Annotated in this window: 18 protein-coding genes and 1 tRNA gene; 10 read left to right on the plus strand and 9 right to left on the minus strand. The window is 60.3% G+C overall.

The window, feature by feature from the left end; all coding sequences use genetic code 11:
• Position 1: 1 nt before the first annotated feature.
• A complete protein-coding gene (locus KKO72_RS09730; RefSeq protein ID WP_251140567.1) occupies positions 2-958 on the plus strand; it encodes an HD-GYP domain-containing protein in 957 nt (318 codons plus the stop codon).
• A 56-nt stretch (positions 959-1,014) separates the two neighbouring features.
• Positions 1,015-1,524, plus strand: coding sequence for a HugZ family protein (locus KKO72_RS09735; RefSeq protein ID WP_214937777.1), 510 nt, complete (start codon positions 1,015-1,017; stop codon positions 1,522-1,524).
• On the opposite strand, the gene KKO72_RS09740 is transcribed toward KKO72_RS09735, so the two are convergent.
• From KKO72_RS09740 to KKO72_RS09760, 5 genes are all read right to left on the minus strand, one after another.
• Positions 1,521-2,237 (minus strand): amidotransferase, encoded by a 717-nt coding sequence (locus tag KKO72_RS09740; protein WP_214937780.1) that lies wholly within the window; start codon positions 2,235-2,237, stop codon positions 1,521-1,523. The genes KKO72_RS09735 and KKO72_RS09740 overlap by 4 nt on opposite strands.
• 2 nt (positions 2,238-2,239) lie before the next feature.
• Positions 2,240-2,956: a glycerol-3-phosphate 1-O-acyltransferase PlsY gene (gene plsY / locus KKO72_RS09745; protein ID WP_214937782.1), complete on the minus strand. Its 717-nt coding sequence runs from the start codon at positions 2,954-2,956 to the stop codon at positions 2,240-2,242.
• A 95-nt stretch (positions 2,957-3,051) separates the two neighbouring features.
• The gene (locus KKO72_RS09750; protein ID WP_214937785.1) at positions 3,052-3,552 is read right to left on the minus strand and encodes an aminoacyl-tRNA deacylase; all 501 of its coding nucleotides are present in this window, start codon (positions 3,550-3,552) and stop codon (positions 3,052-3,054) included.
• A gap of 15 nt (positions 3,553-3,567) precedes the next feature.
• Positions 3,568-4,194: a LysE family translocator gene (locus KKO72_RS09755; protein ID WP_214937787.1), complete on the minus strand. Its 627-nt coding sequence runs from the start codon at positions 4,192-4,194 to the stop codon at positions 3,568-3,570.
• Positions 4,195-4,236: 42 nt separating this feature from the next.
• Positions 4,237-5,298 carry an aldo/keto reductase gene (locus tag KKO72_RS09760; RefSeq protein WP_214937788.1) on the minus strand — a complete coding sequence of 354 codons (1,062 nt, stop codon included), beginning with the start codon at positions 5,296-5,298 and terminating at the stop codon, positions 4,237-4,239.
• Between the two features lie 127 nt (positions 5,299-5,425).
• On the opposite strand from KKO72_RS09760, the gene KKO72_RS09765 reads away from it, so the two are divergent.
• The 6 genes from KKO72_RS09765 (at position 5,426) to KKO72_RS09790 (ending at position 12,026) form a co-directional block, all read left to right on the plus strand.
• Entirely contained in the window at positions 5,426-6,322 is an 897-nt protein-coding gene (locus tag KKO72_RS09765; protein ID WP_214937790.1) for an alpha/beta fold hydrolase, read from the plus strand.
• 59 nt (positions 6,323-6,381) lie between these two features.
• A protein-coding gene (gene prfB / locus KKO72_RS09770; protein WP_143541765.1) for a peptide chain release factor 2 occupies positions 6,382-7,486 on the plus strand; the annotation gives its coding sequence in 2 pieces (ribosomal slippage) (positions 6,382-6,462 and positions 6,464-7,486; 1,104 coding nt in all).
• 11 nt (positions 7,487-7,497) lie between these two features.
• Complete coding sequence (locus KKO72_RS09775; RefSeq protein WP_214937792.1) at positions 7,498-8,211, plus strand: HAD family phosphatase; 714 nt, start codon at positions 7,498-7,500, stop codon at positions 8,209-8,211.
• A complete protein-coding gene (gene pepN, locus KKO72_RS09780) occupies positions 8,195-10,897 on the plus strand; it encodes an aminopeptidase N (RefSeq protein ID WP_214937794.1) in 2,703 nt (900 codons plus the stop codon). The genes KKO72_RS09775 and pepN overlap by 17 nt, the downstream gene beginning before the upstream one ends.
• Before the next feature lie 19 nt (positions 10,898-10,916).
• Entirely contained in the window at positions 10,917-11,921 is a 1,005-nt protein-coding gene (locus KKO72_RS09785; protein ID WP_180128243.1) for a class 1 fructose-bisphosphatase, read from the plus strand.
• A 29-nt stretch (positions 11,922-11,950) separates the two neighbouring features.
• Positions 11,951-12,026 (plus strand) — tRNA-Thr (locus KKO72_RS09790).
• A gap of 122 nt (positions 12,027-12,148) precedes the next feature.
• Here KKO72_RS09790 and KKO72_RS09795 read toward each other — a convergent pair.
• Positions 12,149-13,261 (minus strand): GTP pyrophosphokinase family protein, encoded by a 1,113-nt coding sequence (locus KKO72_RS09795; RefSeq protein ID WP_214937796.1) that lies wholly within the window; start codon positions 13,259-13,261, stop codon positions 12,149-12,151.
• 476 nt (positions 13,262-13,737) lie between these two features.
• Between KKO72_RS09795 and KKO72_RS09800 the strand changes: the two genes are divergently transcribed.
• Together KKO72_RS09800 and KKO72_RS09805 are read left to right on the plus strand one after the other, a co-directional pair.
• A complete protein-coding gene (locus KKO72_RS09800) occupies positions 13,738-13,992 on the plus strand; it encodes a hypothetical protein (protein WP_214937798.1) in 255 nt (84 codons plus the stop codon).
• Between the two features lie 20 nt (positions 13,993-14,012).
• On the plus strand, positions 14,013-14,288 hold the full coding sequence (locus KKO72_RS09805) for a hypothetical protein (protein WP_214937800.1): 276 nt from the start codon (positions 14,013-14,015) through the stop codon (positions 14,286-14,288).
• Positions 14,289-14,761: 473 nt separating this feature from the next.
• On the opposite strand, the gene KKO72_RS09810 is transcribed toward KKO72_RS09805, so the two are convergent.
• From KKO72_RS09810 to KKO72_RS09820, 3 genes are all read right to left on the minus strand, one after another.
• Positions 14,762-15,331, minus strand: coding sequence for a cytochrome b (locus KKO72_RS09810; RefSeq protein ID WP_214937802.1), 570 nt, complete (start codon positions 15,329-15,331; stop codon positions 14,762-14,764).
• A 118-nt stretch (positions 15,332-15,449) separates the two neighbouring features.
• Positions 15,450-16,172 carry an amino acid ABC transporter ATP-binding protein gene (locus KKO72_RS09815; protein WP_214937916.1) on the minus strand — a complete coding sequence of 241 codons (723 nt, stop codon included), beginning with the start codon at positions 16,170-16,172 and terminating at the stop codon, positions 15,450-15,452.
• A complete protein-coding gene (locus tag KKO72_RS09820; protein ID WP_078366346.1) occupies positions 16,159-16,926 on the minus strand; it encodes an amino acid ABC transporter permease in 768 nt (255 codons plus the stop codon). The genes KKO72_RS09815 and KKO72_RS09820 overlap by 14 nt, the downstream gene beginning before the upstream one ends.
• Positions 16,927-16,934 lie beyond the last annotated feature (8 nt).

A 16,934-nucleotide genomic window follows, 5' to 3' on the forward strand; every position in this document is an offset into this window, starting at 1 on the left:
CATGGGCCTGATTGTCAAGAACGAGGGTGAATACGAAGACCTGCTGGGCCTGTGGTCGGACCTGGAGTCCGGCCTGGCGGTGGTGTTGACCCATCCCGACAGCGTGCAGGAATTTGCCCAGCGCATCCACCAGTACGACCGCTGGCTGCAAGACCTGCTGCAGCAGGACACCGATGTCAGCCTGTACCTGCTGTTCCAGCTGGCCACCAAGTCGCCGGTGGGTTACAGCGCCTCACACGCGCTGGTGTGTGCGGTGTTGTGTGACCTGATCGCCGCCCACCTGGCACTGCCACGCGCCCAACGCGACAGCCTGGTGCGCGCCGCCCTCACCATGAACGTGGCGATGACGGTGCTGCAGGACGAGATGGCCACCCAGCGCGGCCGCCCCACGCGTGAGCAGCAGATCACCATCAACGAACACCCGACCAAAGGCGCCCAGATCCTTGAAAGCAAGGGCATCAGCGACACGTTATGGCTGGAGGTGGTGCGGCAGCACCATCAAGAAGACAGCTCAGCCCAGACCCTGAGCCAATTGCCGCCGCATCGGCGGCTGGCGCACATCCTGCAGGTGGTGGACCGCTACGCCGCGATGATCAGCCCGCGCGAATCGCGTGAAGGCCAAAGCGCCGCCGACTCGGCTCGTAACCTGATCCAGGGGGCCTCGGAGCACAGTGGTGCGGTGGGCCAGGCGCTGGTGCAGATGGTCGGTTTTTGCCCGCCGGGCACCTTTGTGCAGCTTGAAGACGGCCGGGTGGCCATCGTGACCCGGCGCACCCCGCAGGCCAACCAGCCCGATGTGGTGGTGGTGATCGACGCACAGGGTCGGCTGGTGCGCACACCGGTGCGCCATGCCACCTCGGGCCCGGGGGCAGGTATTGCCTCGGCACTGCTGGCCTCGGCCGTGCGTGAGCGCATCAACCACCACCTGGTGCTGCAGCTGGGCAGCACCGAGATTTGATCTGTTTTTGATAGCTATCTGCCCTTTATACATAAGGGCCATAGGCCCATTTGACCATGAACACTGAGCCTGCCACCCCACCCTTTCATGAGCCCCGGCTGAGCCGTGAGTTACGTGCCCTGCTGGCCAGCCAGCGGGTGGCGTCGCTGGGCACCCTCAACAACGAGGGCAAACCCTTTGTCTCGATGGTGCCGTTTGCGGTGGAGCCCGACAGTGCCATCCTGGTGATCCATGTCAGCCAGTTGGCGCCCCACACCGGTTTTCTGCTGCGCAACCCGGCGGTCTCGGTGATGGTGATGCAGGCCGAAGTGGCTGGCGCGCCGGTGCATGCCTTGCCCCGGATCTCGTTCGACGGTGTGGCCACCCGGCTCGAACCCGGCACCAGCGCCTGGCAAGCCGCCCGCAGCGCCTACCTGGCGCGTTTCCCCGAGGCAGAGCCGATGACCCAGCTCGGTGACTTCAGTTTTGTGGGCATCCGCGTGACGCAGGCGCGTCAGGTCGCGGGTTTTGGTGCGGCCAGGTCGCTGGCCAGCGATGAGATCAGCAGCGTGCTCAGGCCGCTTTAGGCGGGCAAGGCCTGGCCTTCGATGAAGGCCACCATCAAACGCGCCACAGCAGCACCGTCGTGGCCCTTGGCCAGGCTCTGGGTGCAGGACTGGTACTTGTCTTCACCCAGCGAGCTGCGGCGTTTGTTGAGCAGATAGGCGCTGTAGTCCACCACAAACTCGGGGTGCGGCTGCACACAGAACACCCGGTCTTCCACCGCAAACGCGGCCACCGGGCAAAACTCACTGGTGGCCAGCAGCCGGGCACCTTCGGGCAGGTCAAACACCTGGTCCTGGTGGCTGGCCAGCAGGGCGATGTCACAGCGGCCTTGGGCCTCGGGCAACTCAGGCGCCAGCCACTGGTAATCCATGCGCCCGGCGCCCCAGCCCTGCGGCGCCCGGCCCACACGGGCACCCAGGCACAGCGCAATCAGTTGGTGACCAAAACAGATGCCAATGAGTTTTTTCTTGGCCTGCAGCAGCTGCTCGACCTTCTGGCGCAGCGCCAGCACCCAGGGCTCTTGTGAGAACGAGTCGGCCTTGCTGCCCGTCAGGAGCACCGCGTCATACGCATCAAACGACTCGGGGTAGTGCCCCTGCATGGTGTTGAACAGGTCGATCTGGCCCGTGGCACCGGCGTCGCGCAGCAGGCGCTCGGTCATCGCGCCATAACTTTTGTAGGTGGGTTCAACCGCCGGGTCGAGGGTGTCGTTGTCGAGGATGCAGAGTTTCATGCTCAGTGTTTTCCGGTGTGTTCGGCCGAACTGCCAGGCCGGTGATGCGGGTGGCCACGGTGGGCACCGTGGTCTGGCACAGCGGCAGCAGGTGTCGCCTTTTTGCCCAGCTTCGACTCGGTGCCCTTGATCAGCCGGTTGATGTTTTCAGCATGGCGATATAGCAGGAACAGTGCCATCACCGTGATGCCCACGGTCACGCTGGTGTTCTTGATCCAGAAGGTGTCACCGGCCAGCACGTACACCACTGGCGCCAGCACCGCAGCGGTGAGCGAGGCCAGCGACGAATACCGGAAACCCAGCGCCATCAGCACCCAGATCAGCAGGGTGGCCAGGCCCAGCCAGCCACTCACGCCCAGCAACACACCGAGTGCGGTGGCCACACCTTTACCCCCCACAAAGCGGAAAAACACCGGGTACAGATGCCCCAGAAAAGCCGCCAGCCCGACCATGGCCAAGGTGCCGTCACGCAGGCCATACTGGGGGCCGTAGATGCCCACCAGGAACACCGGCAACCAGCCCTTGGCGGCATCCAGCAGCAGGGTGATCACCGCCGCCGCCTTGGAGCCCGAACGCAGCACATTGGTGGCGCCCGGGTTTTTGCTGCCAAAGGTGCGCGGGTCACTCAGGCCCATGACCCGGCTGACAATCACCGCAAACGACAGCGAGCCCACCAAGTAGGCAGCCACCACAGCCAAAACTGGCAAAAAGCTTTGCATGGATTCCAAAAAACACTCCTGCTGCCCGCGGGTGCGGGTGTAAGTAAATCAACTATTTTGCCAGCCAGCGCCGGGCTCTGGCCAAACAGCGCAGCTTAGCCCAGCACCTCGGCCAGCGCACATAACACCGGTTTGGCGCCCAACAGGTCCACACACACCTGGGGTGACAGCCCCACCAGATAACCCCGCCGGCCTCCGTTGATCAGGATCTTGGGCTGGTCAAGAATGGTGGCCTCGATGAACACCGGCATGGTTTTGCGCGTGCCAAACGGTGAGGTGCCGCCTACCAGGTACCCGCTGTGCCGGTTGGCCACCTCGGGCGCACAGGGCTCCACCGTCTTGGCGCCGATCTGGCGCGCCAGGTTTTTGGTGGAGACCTTGCGGTTGCCATGCATCAACACCACCAGGGGTTTGGCGTCCTGGTCTTGCATGATCAGGGTTTTGACCACCGCATACGGGTCCCAGCCCAGCTCAGACGCGCTGTGCAGGGCACCGCCATGCTCCAGGTAGTCATACGTGTGCTCGGTGAAAGCCACCTTGCTGGCTTTGAGCAGCTGAGTGGCAGGGGTTTCAGAAACGTGGTCTTTTTTGGCCATAGTGGTGAAAGGACCTCAACGTTGTGCCACAGCCAAACGCAGAGCCAAACCGGCAAACACCACCGAGGTCACCCGGTTCATCAGCCGCTGCGCGCGGGTCGAGCCGCGCAGACGCTGCCCCATAGAGGCCGCAAAAAAACTGATGGCACCAAAAGTGATGAGCGTGGCCAACATGAACACCGCACCCAGTTCACAGATTTGCAGCGCAATCGCGCCGCGCTGCGGCTCGACAAACTGCGGCAAAAACGCCAGAAAAAACAGCACCACCTTGGGGTTGGTCAGGTTCATGATCATGCCGCGTCTCAACAACTGGCCCGAGCGCTGCACACTGGCGCCGCCCAGCTCACCCGCAGTGACCGGTGCCCACCACGCCAGCCAGGCCAACCTGGCCAGATAAGCAGCACCCACAAATTTCAGCACCACAAAGGCTGAGGCCGACGCGGCAAACACCGCCGCCAAGCCCAAAGCCACCGCTGCGGTGTGCACCACCAGACCGGCACACAAACCCAGCACCACCAACAAACCCGCCTTGCGGCCGTGTGCTGCCGATTGCATCAGCACAAACACATTGTCCGGACCAGGCGTCAGGCCCAGCAACAACGAGACACCAAAAAAAGCCAGCAGGGTTTGAACGGAAATCATCTGGAATGTTTGCAGCAGGTGAAGATGGGCCCGATTGTCAGACTACATCGCTGGGTCACGCATGTCCCAGCGGATATCGTCCACTTGGCGCAACACGACCTCCGACAACTGGGTGCCCCAAACGGCGACGTTTTCCTCAAGCTGGGCCACCGAGGTCACCCCCAGAATGGTGCTGGACACACGCCACTGCTTGTAACAGAAGGCCAGCGCCAGCTGGGTGGGTGTCAGGCCGTGTTCACGCGCCAGTGCGTTGTAACGCAGCGCTGCCGCCTGCGCTGCGGCCCGGCCCCAGCGCTGTTTGCGCATGGACTCGAATTTGGTCAGACGCGCTTCTGCCGGGGCACCGGGGCCGGTCAGGCCGGTGGCGTCGTATTTGCCGGTGAGCAGGCCAAACGACAGCGGCGAGTAGGCCAGCAGCGAGACATTCAGGCGGTACAGGGTCTCGTCCAGCGCGTTTTCCACACTGCGGTTGAGCAGGTGGTAGGCGTTTTGCACGGTGGCAATGCGCGGCAGGCGGTGTTGTTCGGCCAGGCGCACAAACTCGTGCACGCCATACGGTGTTTCGTTGGACAAGCCCACCGCACGCACCTTGCCCGCTTTCACCAAGGTGCCCAGCGCCTCCAATTGGGCGTGGATCGAGCTGCCCTCGGTCTCACTGGGCTGGAAGTACAGGCCACCAAACATCGGCACACTGCGCACCGGCCAGTGGATCTGGTAGAGGTCAATCACATCGGTCTGCAGGCGTTTGAGGCTGGCGTCGCAGGCGGCAATGATGTCGGGACCGGTCAGGTCAGCGCTGCCACCACGCACCCAGGGCATGGAGCGGCTGGGCCCTGCCACCTTGGTCGCCAGCACCAGCTTTTGCCGCACACCGGGGCGCTGGCTGAGCCAGTGTCCAATGATGGTTTCGGTCGCGGTGTAGGTTTCGGCACGGGCGGGCACCGCGTACATCTCGGCGGTGTCGATGAAGTTGACGCCCAGCTCAAGCGCGCGGTCCAGGATGGCAAAAGCGGTAGCTTGATCGACCTGTTCACCAAAGGTCATGGTGCCCAGACAGATGGGCGAGACAGACAGGTCGCTGGAGCCAAGTTGCACAGATTTCATAGGTAACACAGAGGGTAAAGAGCCAAAACGAAAAGTGTAAGCTCAAGCCACGGCACACACCGGTCATCGGGTTGTTAGCGGGTCAGGTGGCCCGAAAGAACTGACCTGACTCCCTATCATCCACCCCATGTACGCCATCCAGAACATCCCCCGCAGCCAGTTTGTCCCGATCCGTAACCTGAGCTACCACGTGCGCCTGTGGGGCCAGCCACAGCCTGGCCAGACACCGCTGGTGTTGTTGCACGGCTGGATGGACGTGGGCGCGAGTTTCCAGTTTGTGGTGGACGCGCTGGCGCAGGACCACTTCATCATCGCGCCCGACTGGCGCGGTTTTGGCCTGACCGACTCCAATGGTGCCGACAGCTTCTGGTACCCCGACTACCTGGCCGATCTGGACGCGCTGCTGGACCACTTTTCGCCCGATAGCCCGGTGAACCTGGTCGGCCACAGCATGGGCGCCAACATCGCGATGTTGTACGCCGGCATTCGCCCAGTGCGGGTGCGCCGCCTGGTCAATCTGGAGGGTTTTGGCCTGCCCGCGACCCAGCCAGAGCAAGCCACCGAACGTTTCACCCAGTGGCTGGACCAGCTCAAGGCACCGCACGCCACACAGCTCAAAAGTTACCCCTCGCTGGACGCTGTGGCCGCCCGCCTGATCAAAAACAACCCGCGTCTGAGCCCCGACAAGGCGCAGTGGTTGGCCAGCCACTGGTCGGTGGAGGCCACACCGGGCCACTGGCAGATCCTGGCCGAGGCCGCCCACAAGCTGACCAACCCGCAGCTCTACCGGGTCGACGAGGTGGCTTGTGTGCACCGCCAGATCACGGCGCCCACCCTGATGGTCGAGGCCGAGGATGACGGCATTGCCCTGTTCTGGAAGGGCAAATTCACCCTGGCCGAACACCGCGAGCGCCTGCAGGCCGTGCCCGACATCCGCGTACAGGTGTTGCCCGACTGCGGCCACATGCTGCACCATGACCAGCCGCAAGCGGTGGCCGCTTTGATCGAAGCGTTCTGCAAGTAGCCCGGCATGAGAAAATAGCGGGTTATTCGCCGAACAGACACACACAGGACACCTCAATCATGGAAGCAGAACGCATCAACGCCATTGGCAACCTCCTCGCTGACCTCAGCGCCCGTGCCCTAGATTTACGGGGGTATCTTTGACTTCGATGCCAAATTCGAACGTCTGAGAACCGTCAACGCCAGCCTAGAAGACCCCACGGTCTGGAATGACCCCAAACGCGCCCAGGAGCTGGGCAAAGAGAAAAAACTGCTCGACGGTGTGGTCGTCACCCTGACCGACCTGCAAAGCAACCTGGCCGACAACACCGAGCTGTTCGAGATGAGCCGCGACGACAACGACGAAGCCGGCCTGATCACCATCGAAGAAGACGCAGCGCGCCTGGAAGAGATCGTCAAGGGCCTCGAGTTCCGCCGCATGTTCAACAACCCGGCCGACCCGCTGAACTGTTTTGTCGACATCCAGGCCGGCGCCGGTGGTACCGAAGCCTGCGACTGGGCCAGCATGTTGCTGCGCCAGTACCTGCGTTATTGCGAGCGCAAGGGCTTCAAGACCGAGATCGAAGACGAAACCGCAGGCGACACTGCGGGCATCAAAGGTGCCTCGTTCAAGGTTGAGGGTGAATACGCCTTTGGCCTGTTGCGCACCGAGACCGGTGTGCACCGCCTGGTGCGCAAGAGCCCGTTTGACTCCTCAGGCGGCCGCCACACCAGCTTTGCCAGCGTGTTTGTTTACCCCGAGATCGACGACTCGATCGAGATCGAGATCAACCCGAGCGATGTGCGCGTGGACACCTTCCGCGCCAGCGGCGCCGGTGGCCAGCACATCAACAAGACCGACTCGGCCGTGCGGCTGACGCACATCCCGACCGGCATCGTGGTGCAGTGCCAGGACGGGCGCAGCCAGCACAGCAACCGCGACGTGGCCTGGAAACGCCTGCGTTCGCGCCTGTATGACTTTGAGCTGCGCAAACAGCAGGAAGCGCAACAAAAGCTCGAAGACACCAAGACCGACGTGGGCTGGGGCCACCAGATTCGTTCTTATGTGCTGGACAACAGCCGCATCAAAGACCTGCGCACCAATTTCGAGACCTCGGCCACCCAGAAGGTGCTCGACGGTGACCTGGACCCCTTCATCGAAGCCTCTTTGAAGCAAGGCGTGTGATGCAGGACGCTATGACTTGCGAAGCTGTCAGCCCAATATCAAAAAGGGCTGGCGTGGTTTCTGGCTTGATTTTCGACATGGACGGCACCATGATCAACTCGATGCCCAGCCATGCCCAGAGCTGGGTCGAGTTCTGCCGCCGCCAAGGTATCCAGATCGATCTGGCCGACCTGATGCGCCGCACCACCGGGCGCACCGGTGCCGAATGTATGCGTGAGCTGTTCCAGCGTGAGATGTCCGACGATGAAGCCTGGGCCTACATCGCCATCAAAGAGCAGCTTTACCGCGACCTGTTCGCCCCGGTGTTTGCCGAGGTGCCCGGCTTCAAACAGTTTGCCGGGCTGGCGCGACAACACGGCTTCAAAATCGGCGTGGGCACCGCCGGTGACCGCCACAACATCGCTTTTGCGATGCAGCGCCTGCAGCTGCCGGTGCCACCGCATGCGATGGTGGGCGGTGACGAGGGCTTGCCAGGCAAGCCCCAACCCGCTATATTTTTAGAAGCTGCCAGGCGAATGGGTATCAGGCCTGAAGACTGTATTGTCTTTGAAGATGCGCCACTGGGCATTGAGGCCGCGCGCCGCGCTGGCATGCGTGCGGTGGCGATCTGCAGCGGCCACAGCGCCGACGAACTGGCCGGGCCGCATGTGATCGCAGCGGCCAACAATTACCTTGAATTGATCGAATCACATTTTCTGGAGACCTTACATGTTGCAACTGCTTGAAGCATCGGGCGCGGCCACCGCCGTGCGCCGCGCCGACTACTCGGCCCCGGCGTTCTGGATCGACACCGTGGCGCTGACCTTTGATTTGGACCCGGCCAAGACCCGCGTCCTCAACAAGATGACGCTGCGCCGCAACCCCGAGGTGCCCGCACAAGCCTTGCGCCTGGACGGTGACGAGCTGAACCTGGCGCGCGTGCTGGTCAACGGCGCCGGTTGCTCGTTCAAGATGGACGGCAGCCAGCTGGTGCTGGAAAACCTGCCGCTGGAGGGCGCGTTTGAGCTAGAGATCTTCACCACCTGCGCCCCCGTCAAAAACACCAAGCTGATGGGCCTGTACGTCAGCAACGACTCGTTCTTCACCCAGTGTGAGGCCGAGGGTTTCCGGCGCATCACTTACTTCATGGACCGCCCGGACGTGATGGCCAGCTACAGCGTGACGCTGCGTGCTGACAAGGCCAAATACCCGGTGCTGCTGTCCAACGGCAACCTGGTCGAGCAAGGTGATCTGGAAGACGGCCGCCATTTCGCGCGCTGGGTCGACCCACACAAAAAACCCTGCTACCTGTTCGCCCTGGTGGCAGGCAAACTGGTGGCGCGTGAACAACGCATCGTGGCGCGCAACGGCAAGGAACATTTGTTGCAGGTCTATGTGCGCCCCGGCGACATGGACAAGACCGAACACGCGATGCAATCGCTGATCAATTCGGTGATCTGGGACGAAGCCCGCTTTGGCCTGCCGCTGGATTTGGAGCGTTTCATGATCGTCGCCACCAGCGACTTCAACATGGGCGCCATGGAGAACAAGGGCCTCAACATCTTCAACACCAAGTACGTGCTGGCGAACCAGGCCACCGCCACCGATGTGGACTTTGCCAACATCGAGTCGGTGGTTGGGCACGAGTACTTCCACAACTGGACCGGCAACCGCATCACCTGCCGCGACTGGTTCCAGCTGAGCCTCAAAGAAGGCCTGACCGTGTTCCGCGACCAGGAATTCAGCATGGACCTGTGCGCTGAGCCTTCCGCCCGCGCGGTCAAACGCATCGAAGACGTGCGTGTGTTGCGCACCGCCCAGTTCCCCGAAGATGCCGGCCCGATGGCCCACCCGGTGCGGCCTGACAGCTACATCGAGATCAACAACTTCTACACCGTCACCATTTACGAAAAAGGTGCCGAGGTGGTGCGCATGATGCAAACCCTGGTGGGTCGCAGCGGTTTTGCCAAAGGCATGGCCCTGTACTTCGAGCGTTTTGACGGTCAGGCCGTCACCTGCGACGACTTCGCCCAGGCCGTGGCCGACGCCAACCCCGACTCATCTCTGGCCAAACTGTTGCCGCAGTTCAAACGCTGGTACAGCCAGGCGGGCACACCGCGCCTGCAAGCGCGTGGTCACTACAACGCCGCCGAGCGCACCTACACCCTGAGTTTTAGCCAAAGTTGCCCCGCCACGCCGGGCCAGGACAACAAAGAGCCGTTTGTGATCCCGGTCCAACTGGGCCTGGTGGGCGCCAGTGGCGCCGCCCTGCCCCTGCACATCCAGAGCGACCTGGCCAGTGTGGGTGACAGCCACCTGCTGGTGCTGACCCAGGCCAGCGAGTCGATCACCTTTGAGAACGTGAACGAAGAGCCGGTGCCTTCGATCCTGCGCGGTTTCAGCGCACCGGTGATCCTGGACTTTGACTACACCGATGCCCAGTTGCTGACCCTGCTGGCCCACGACCACGACCCGTTCAACCGCTGGGAAGCCGGCCAACGCTTGGCCCTGCGCAGCGCTATTCAATCCATAGTGGACAGCCCAGACGGTATCAGGGCAAAGGGCCTGAACCATGCCTATGTCGAGGCCATGCGCGCCGTGCTGCGCCACCCGACACTGGACGCCGCTTTCAAGGAGCTGGTGCTGACCCTGCCCTCTGAGACCTACATCGCCGAACAGCTCGACGTGGTCGACCCGCAACGTGTGCACGCGGTGCGTGAAGCCATGCGCGAGCAACTGGCACGCGAGCTGTTGGCAGACTGGGAATGGGCGTTTGAGACCCACAAGGCCAACGGCAGCTACCGCCCCGACACGCTGTCGAGCGGCCGCCGCGCCCTGGCTGGCCTGGCACTCAACTACCTGTGCCTGGCCGCACGCAGCTCGGAAGACACGGTCTGGCCCGGCAAGGCCTACCAGCGCTTCAAAGACGCCGACAACATGACCGACCGTCTCAACGCCCTGTCGGCCCTGGTGCACAGCGGCCACGAACTGGCCAAACCCGCGCTGGCACGCTTTCACAGCCTGTTCAAGGGTGAGGAGCTTGTGCTGGACAAGTGGTTTGCGCTGCAAGCCGGTTGTTGCGACCGCGGTGGCCAGGTGCTGCCTGCGGTGCGCGCGCTCATGAAACACGCCGACTTCAACCTCAAGAACCCGAACCGCGCGCGCAGCGTGATCTTCAGCTACTGCAGCGCCAACCCCGGCGCCTTCCACCGCAGTGATGCAGCGGGTTACGTGTTCTGGAGTGAACAGGTGCTGGAGTTGGACGCCATCAACCCGCAGGTCGCCGCCCGCCTGGCGCGTGCGCTGGACCGCTGGAAGAAGCTGGCCGAGCCCTTCAAGACCGCTGCCCACGAAGCCCTGAAACGGGTGGCTGCCAAGGCGGACCTGAGCAACGACGTGCGCGAGGTGATCTCACGCGCCCTGGCCGATTGATCCACTTCGGGAGCCCTTCATGACCAAAAAAACCTACCTCACGCGTTATCTGGTGGAGAAACAGCGCCTCAACGGCCACATCTCGCCCGAGCTGCGGCTCCTGCTGGAGGTGGTGGCACGCGCCTGCAAACGCATCAGCCAGGCGGTCAACAAGGGCGCCCTTGGTGATGTGATGGGCAGCGCCGACAGCGCCAATGTGCAGGGCGAGATCCAGAAAAAGCTCGACATCATCGCCAACGAGGTCCTGATCGAAGCCAACGAATGGGGCGGCCACCTGGCGGCCATGGCCAGCGAGGAAATGGAAGGCATCCACGTGGTGCCCAACCGTTACCCGCAGGGTGAATACCTGCTGCTGTTTGACCCCCTGGACGGCTCCAGCAACATCGATGTGAACGTGAGCATCGGCACCATCTTCAGCGTGCTCAAAAAACGCGATGGCGCGGCCGTGTCCGAGCAGGACTTTTTGCAAGGCGGCACCCAGCAAGTAGCCGCCGGGTACTGCGTCTACGGCCCACAAACCACCCTGGTGCTGACCGTGGGTGACGGTGTGGCGCTGTTCACGCTGGACCGCGAACAAGGCTCTTTCCTGCTCACGCAGGAAGACCTGCGCATCCCCGAAGACACCAAGGAATTTGCCGTCAACATGAGCAACCAGCGCCACTGGGCGCCACCGGTCACCCGTTACATCGACGAGTGCCTGCAAGGTGTGGACGGCCCGCGTGGCAAAGACTTCAACATGCGCTGGGTGGGCAGCATGGTGGCCGATGTGCACCGCATCCTGACCCGTGGCGGCGTGTTTTTGTACCCCTGGGACAAACGTGAACCCGAAAAGCCCGGCAAGCTGCGCCTGATGTACGAGGCCAACCCGATGAGCTGGCTGATCGAGCAGGCCGGTGGCATCGCCACCGACGGCAAACGCCGCATCCTGGACATCCCCGCCACCGCGCTACACCAGCGTGTGGCGGTGTTCATGGGCTCCAAAAACGAGATCAACCGCCTGATCAGCTACCACGCTGAGGCCTGAGCGGCTGGTTATAATCGCTGGCTTACCAAGCCGGTGTAGCTCAGTCGGTAGAGCAGCTCATTCGTAATGAGAAGGTCGGGTGTTCGATTCATCTCTCCGGCACCAAATACAAAAAGCCCCTAGCTGTTATGGCTAGGGGCTTTTTCACGTAACTAACGCGGAGCCCGTCGACATTGGATCTCAAGTAGACATCTGCTCAAAGTGACAACTGTGCCTTTGGTGACTTGTCACAATTCAAAAGACATCAAGTCTTCTACCGTACTTTCTCTGTTACCCTCCATGCCGATTTGGTTAGATTCCAAGTACTCAAATGCGCTCTTGAAATCTTTTTTTCTCCACAGAAGAATATAAATTAAATAAAATAGTCCGATACCGCCTTTAATCGTACTCTTTAGGTCTTCATCGTGATCTTCAATATAAAATTCAGATGGCCTAGATAACCAGTAAACCGAAAATTTATCGATTACATCATACTCAGCAGCGGCAATAGCTTCAAGCTGATCTATATTTGTTATTCCAAACCTCAAAAGAGTATCAACATAGGACGCCGTAATATCATCATCGCCATAGACCAAGGTGAATTTCATCTTTTCAGCTACAAGTTTATCCAATCTTTGACAAGCCGAATCAATAGTATGAAGCGCTCGCAATGAAACCAGATCCAATTCAACACTCGTAGGATCTTCTTTTATTTCAGCAACAACAGTCCCCTCGTATGCTTGCAGTGATGTGCGAATTGATTCAAATTCAGCGTCAGCCAGTTCCAGCAGGCCTGCAACTCTAGCAAAACGCCGCCTAACATCTCTCGGGATTCCAGATGCAGACTTGTAACCGATATCATGCTCAATTTCAGCCCATGCATGCTGCAGAATTGAACGAATTTGAATTTCAATTTTTAGATTAACAAATCTTAGGTTCTCAACGAGATTCTTCCTGGCACCTGAAAAACTTGCAACATAGTGCAGCGATTGATAACCAAATCGATCAGGATCGAGGACAATTCTTTTATCAACTGAGTTAGAACGATCAATTTCAAACTCACTTTCAATAATTTTGGCCACGCGATCAACGTCATCCGAAAAATGAGTTGTGATCCTCATTGCGGCCACATCTGTCACATCCTCAATCTTTTGATACTGTTTATCAACCCTAGATAGCTTACGAGCTAAGCTGCTTCGCTCTTTGCAGCGCCAAGTAACAGAGTGAACTGATATTTCAGATGCCGCCAGAATTCTCTCCACTAAGTCAGATACATTTTTAGCAAAATCCAGATAAGTCCCAATAGACTTATCAAAATCTATTAGTATTTTTTGTTTTGAAAAACTAGATATATTTGACATATTCCTCCTTTATTTTCAACATCCAAATACAGTGAGGCTAGATACCAATTCAATGATGACTCAGGAGTCATTGCATCCAAATGAGCTGAAGTTAACAGTAATCCCTCAGGTGCGACATGTGCGTAGCACTCGACCATAGACTGCGTTTTCCAACCTCCTAATCGTTACAGCTCGTGCGTCGGCGTTCCCGCCTCCCAATGCCAAGTGGCAAAGGTATGCTGCAGATCATGCCACCGAAAATCCTCGATGCCTGCGAACCAGCGTCATGCAACGGCTTTCCTCCGCCGTCACCGGCCAGCTCGACGTACGCGGCGCCATGGCTTAACTATGCAATATGTAGCTACACGCCCATACTGAATAAGGGCTAGAGGTCTATTTCCTCAAAATTTGTCAGCCAAGCAGGCTTCAACATTGGACTTACCGTGTGATCAATCGTATGATTGATCGCTCTCTTTGCAACATGTTAGGAGCTTGTCATGCCCCATATCAGCGCCAACGACCTCAAAACCAAAGGTATTTCAGCCATTGAACTGGCCCTGAGCACGGCGCCTGAGGTCATTGTGTCGGTGCGTGGCAAAGACAGGTTTGTGGTGATGGACATGGCGCATTACCACTACCTGCGTGAATGCGAGCTGGATGCCGCGCTGGCCCAGACGCGCGCCGATCTGGCGGCAGGCCGCGCGGTGCAAGAGTCGCCCGAGGCGCACCTGGCTCGGCTGGACGCGATGTGAACCCGGCTGCGGTGCCCAAGATGCCTTTTGCACTGGTCTTCACCGAGCAATACAACCGCAGGGCCGCACGCTTTTTAAAACGCCACCCTGAACTGCGTCAGCAATACCTCAAAACCCTGCAAGTGTTAGAGGCTAACCCGGCCCACCCGTCGCTGCGGCTGCACCCTTTGCGTGGCAAGCTGGAGGGTCTGCATTCGGTGTCCATCAACTTGTCGTACCGGATCACGCTGGAGCTGTTGATTCAAGACAGCCAGATCATCCCGGTGAACGTGGGTGACCATGATGCGGTGTATTGAGTGCATTTTTTATAGCTACTCCTCCTTTTTAAAAAAGGGCTAGAGGCCGATTTGACATACAAAGACATACCCAAGAAGGGTTATGAGCCTGCACAAAGAAATCAGCTTTGAGGCGGAAATTTGACAGCACCTAGGTGGCCATGACTGGCCCTAATCCGAGGGACATATCGAAGGCTACGACCGAGCCCTGTGTCGACCGACGTGCGGGAATAGCGGCAACAGCAAAGACCCGACATCACAAGCACGTTCAGTCACCGCTGCGGGCTGACGCCCGGTGATGCTGTCTTGCTTCTTGCTTGTGTACCGCAAGCCGCCACCAACACCTCAGATCATCTACCCACTGTAAGCCCACTGACACAAACCGCCTTGACAATCAGCAGCAGTCGCGAAGTGGCCAAGCCAGACAGCGGCGAGGGGTCGGGGGGTGTTTAAGCACCTCCCTCTCCGTCTAATTCAGCAACTTGAGGACGCGATCAACGCACTGCTCGCTGGGGCAACATGCTTTTGAGCACCCCGTCCTTGAGGATCACGTGGTGGTAAATCGCCGCCACGGCATGGATACCGGCCAGCCACATGATGGCGTCGCCCAGAACTTCATGCACTTCACCCCAGTCGGCCAGATCGGCCACAGCCGAGTTGGCAATCAAGGGCATTTGATCGACCCGCAAGCCACCCAGCAAGGTCAGCGGATGGCCTTCGCTGCCCAGCGCCAACACGGCCGAGATAGGCAGGGCCAACATCAGCGCCCACAGCGCCAGGTGCGCCGCTTTGGACGCCAGATGCATCCAGCTGGCCATGGTGATCTGGGGTGCGGCGGGCCGCACAGCCACCCACAACAGGCGCAGCACGGTCAAACCAAACACCACCATGCCCAGGGTTTCGTGCCAGACGATGTCGCTGAGGGTGGCGGGGTCAACACCGTTGCGCATCAGGCGGCCAAAACCCTCTGGCGCCAGCACAAAGGCAATGGTCACCGCGATGGCGGTGAGCCAGTGGAAAGCCCGGCTCAGCGGGTCGTAATGGGTGGTGCTTGTAGGGGTCATGGTCTGCTCGTCAAACGAAAAGGCCATTGTGGGTTTCTTAAATTAACAAACTCTTAAGCCCCCACAGCGCCCCCGCTGTGAACCCACCCGCCTGGCCGCCGCAGCGGCCAGGGTTTGATCACAACACCTTGCTCAGGAAACGGCGGGTGCGTTCCTCGGCCGGGCGGTCAAACAGCTCGGCAGGCGCGCCCTGCTCCACGATCACCCCTTCGTCGATGAAGATCACACGGTCTGCCACCTGGCGTGCAAACCCCATCTCGTGGGTGACCACCACCATGGTCATGCCCTCGTCCGCCAGGGCCTGCATCACCGCCAGCACTTCACCCACCATTTCGGGGTCAAGTGCCGAGGTGGGTTCGTCAAACAGCATGATGCGTGGCTGCATCGCCAGCGCCCGGGCAATCGCCACACGCTGTTGCTGACCACCCGAGAGCTGGTTGGGGTAGGCGTCGATCTTGTCGATCAGGCCCACCTTGTCCAGCAGCGCCACCGCGCGGGCCTTGGCGTCGGCCTCACTCAAGCCGCGCACCTTGGACGGCGCCAGCGTGATGTTCTGCAGCACCGTTTTGTGCGGGAACAGGTTGAAGCGCTGGAACACCATGCCGATGTCGGAGCGCAGCGCGTCGATGTCGGTTTTGGGCTCGTGCACCGCCACACCATTGACCCAGACCTCACCACCGCTGGCGTCTTCCAGGCCGTTGAGGCAGCGCAAAAACGTGCTTTTGCCCGAGCCCGAGGGGCCGATCACACACACCACCTCTTTGGCCTGGATGGCGCAGTCAATGCCGCGCAACACCGCCAGGCTGCCAAAGGTTTTGCTCAGTTGTTTAACGCGAATCACCTCGTCCATAACGGGCCTCCAGTCTCTTCACCACATAGGCCAGGCCCAGGGTCAACACCCAATACATCAGAGAAATCGTCAGATACGGCTCCCAGTAGCGGGAGTAAGCCCCCGCCACCGTGCGGGCAGCGTAGGCCAGCTCGGCCAGGCCAATCGCCGAGATCAGCGACGAGTCTTTCAGCAGCGAGATCGCGTTGTTGCCCAGCGGCGGCAACATGCGCCGAAACGCCTGCGGCAGCACCACGTGGTACATAGTGCGACCATAACTCATGCCCAGCGAACGCGAGGCCTCCACCTGGCCCTTGTCGATCGACTGGATACCGGCGCGGAAAATCTCGGAGATGTAGGCACCGGCGTTGAGCGTCAAAGCCGCCACACCGGACAGGAACGCGCCGTAGTTCTGTTTGAGGTTTCGGGCCAGATCACCGTCGATCAGGATGCCGTCCACCGGGTTGATGAACAGCGGCAGCACCGCAAAATGCATCAGCAGAATCTGCACAAACAGCGGTGTGCCACGGAAGAAACTCACGTACACCGTGGACGGCCAACGCAGCGCAAAACGGCACAGCTGGCGCAGCGGCGCGTGGCGCGCATCGGCCACCCGCGCCAACCCAATCGCCAGCCCCAGGGCCGTACCCTGGATGATGCAGATCACCGTGACCAGCACGGTCATCTGCAGGCCATGCCAGAACAGCTCGGCGTACTCCGCAATGATGTCGGCGCGGAACCAGCCGAACCATAAAACTTGATCCATAAACCGGA

Source organism: Rhodoferax sp. U11-2br, from assembly GCF_018619435.1.
Lineage (GTDB): Bacteria > Pseudomonadota > Gammaproteobacteria > Burkholderiales > Burkholderiaceae_C > Rhodoferax.

Bases quoted from the DNA above. Each gene is read 5' to 3' on its own strand.
- KKO72_RS09730 (WP_251140567.1), top strand. From the start codon at position 2: ATGGGCCTGATTGTCAAGAACGAGGGTGAATACGAAGACCTGCTGGGC.
- KKO72_RS09735 (WP_214937777.1), top strand. From the start codon at position 1,015: ATGAACACTGAGCCTGCCACCCCACCCTTTCATGAGCCCCGGCTGAGC.
- KKO72_RS09740 (WP_214937780.1), bottom strand. From the start codon at position 2,237: ATGAAACTCTGCATCCTCGACAACGACACCCTCGACCCGGCGGTTGAA.
- plsY (WP_214937782.1), bottom strand. From the start codon at position 2,956: ATGCAAAGCTTTTTGCCAGTTTTGGCTGTGGTGGCTGCCTACTTGGTG.
- KKO72_RS09750 (WP_214937785.1), bottom strand. From the start codon at position 3,552: ATGGCCAAAAAAGACCACGTTTCTGAAACCCCTGCCACTCAGCTGCTC.
- KKO72_RS09755 (WP_214937787.1), bottom strand. From the start codon at position 4,194: ATGATTTCCGTTCAAACCCTGCTGGCTTTTTTTGGTGTCTCGTTGTTG.
- KKO72_RS09760 (WP_214937788.1), bottom strand. From the start codon at position 5,298: ATGAAATCTGTGCAACTTGGCTCCAGCGACCTGTCTGTCTCGCCCATC.
- KKO72_RS09765 (WP_214937790.1), top strand. From the start codon at position 5,426: ATGTACGCCATCCAGAACATCCCCCGCAGCCAGTTTGTCCCGATCCGT.
- KKO72_RS09775 (WP_214937792.1), top strand. From the start codon at position 7,498: ATGACTTGCGAAGCTGTCAGCCCAATATCAAAAAGGGCTGGCGTGGTT.
- pepN (WP_214937794.1), top strand. From the start codon at position 8,195: ATGTTGCAACTGCTTGAAGCATCGGGCGCGGCCACCGCCGTGCGCCGC.
- KKO72_RS09785 (WP_180128243.1), top strand. From the start codon at position 10,917: ATGACCAAAAAAACCTACCTCACGCGTTATCTGGTGGAGAAACAGCGC.
- KKO72_RS09795 (WP_214937796.1), bottom strand. From the start codon at position 13,261: ATGTCAAATATATCTAGTTTTTCAAAACAAAAAATACTAATAGATTTT.
- KKO72_RS09800 (WP_214937798.1), top strand. From the start codon at position 13,738: ATGCCCCATATCAGCGCCAACGACCTCAAAACCAAAGGTATTTCAGCC.
- KKO72_RS09805 (WP_214937800.1), top strand. From the start codon at position 14,013: ATGCCTTTTGCACTGGTCTTCACCGAGCAATACAACCGCAGGGCCGCA.
- KKO72_RS09810 (WP_214937802.1), bottom strand. From the start codon at position 15,331: ATGACCCCTACAAGCACCACCCATTACGACCCGCTGAGCCGGGCTTTC.
- KKO72_RS09820 (WP_078366346.1), bottom strand. From the start codon at position 16,926: ATGGATCAAGTTTTATGGTTCGGCTGGTTCCGCGCCGACATCATTGCG.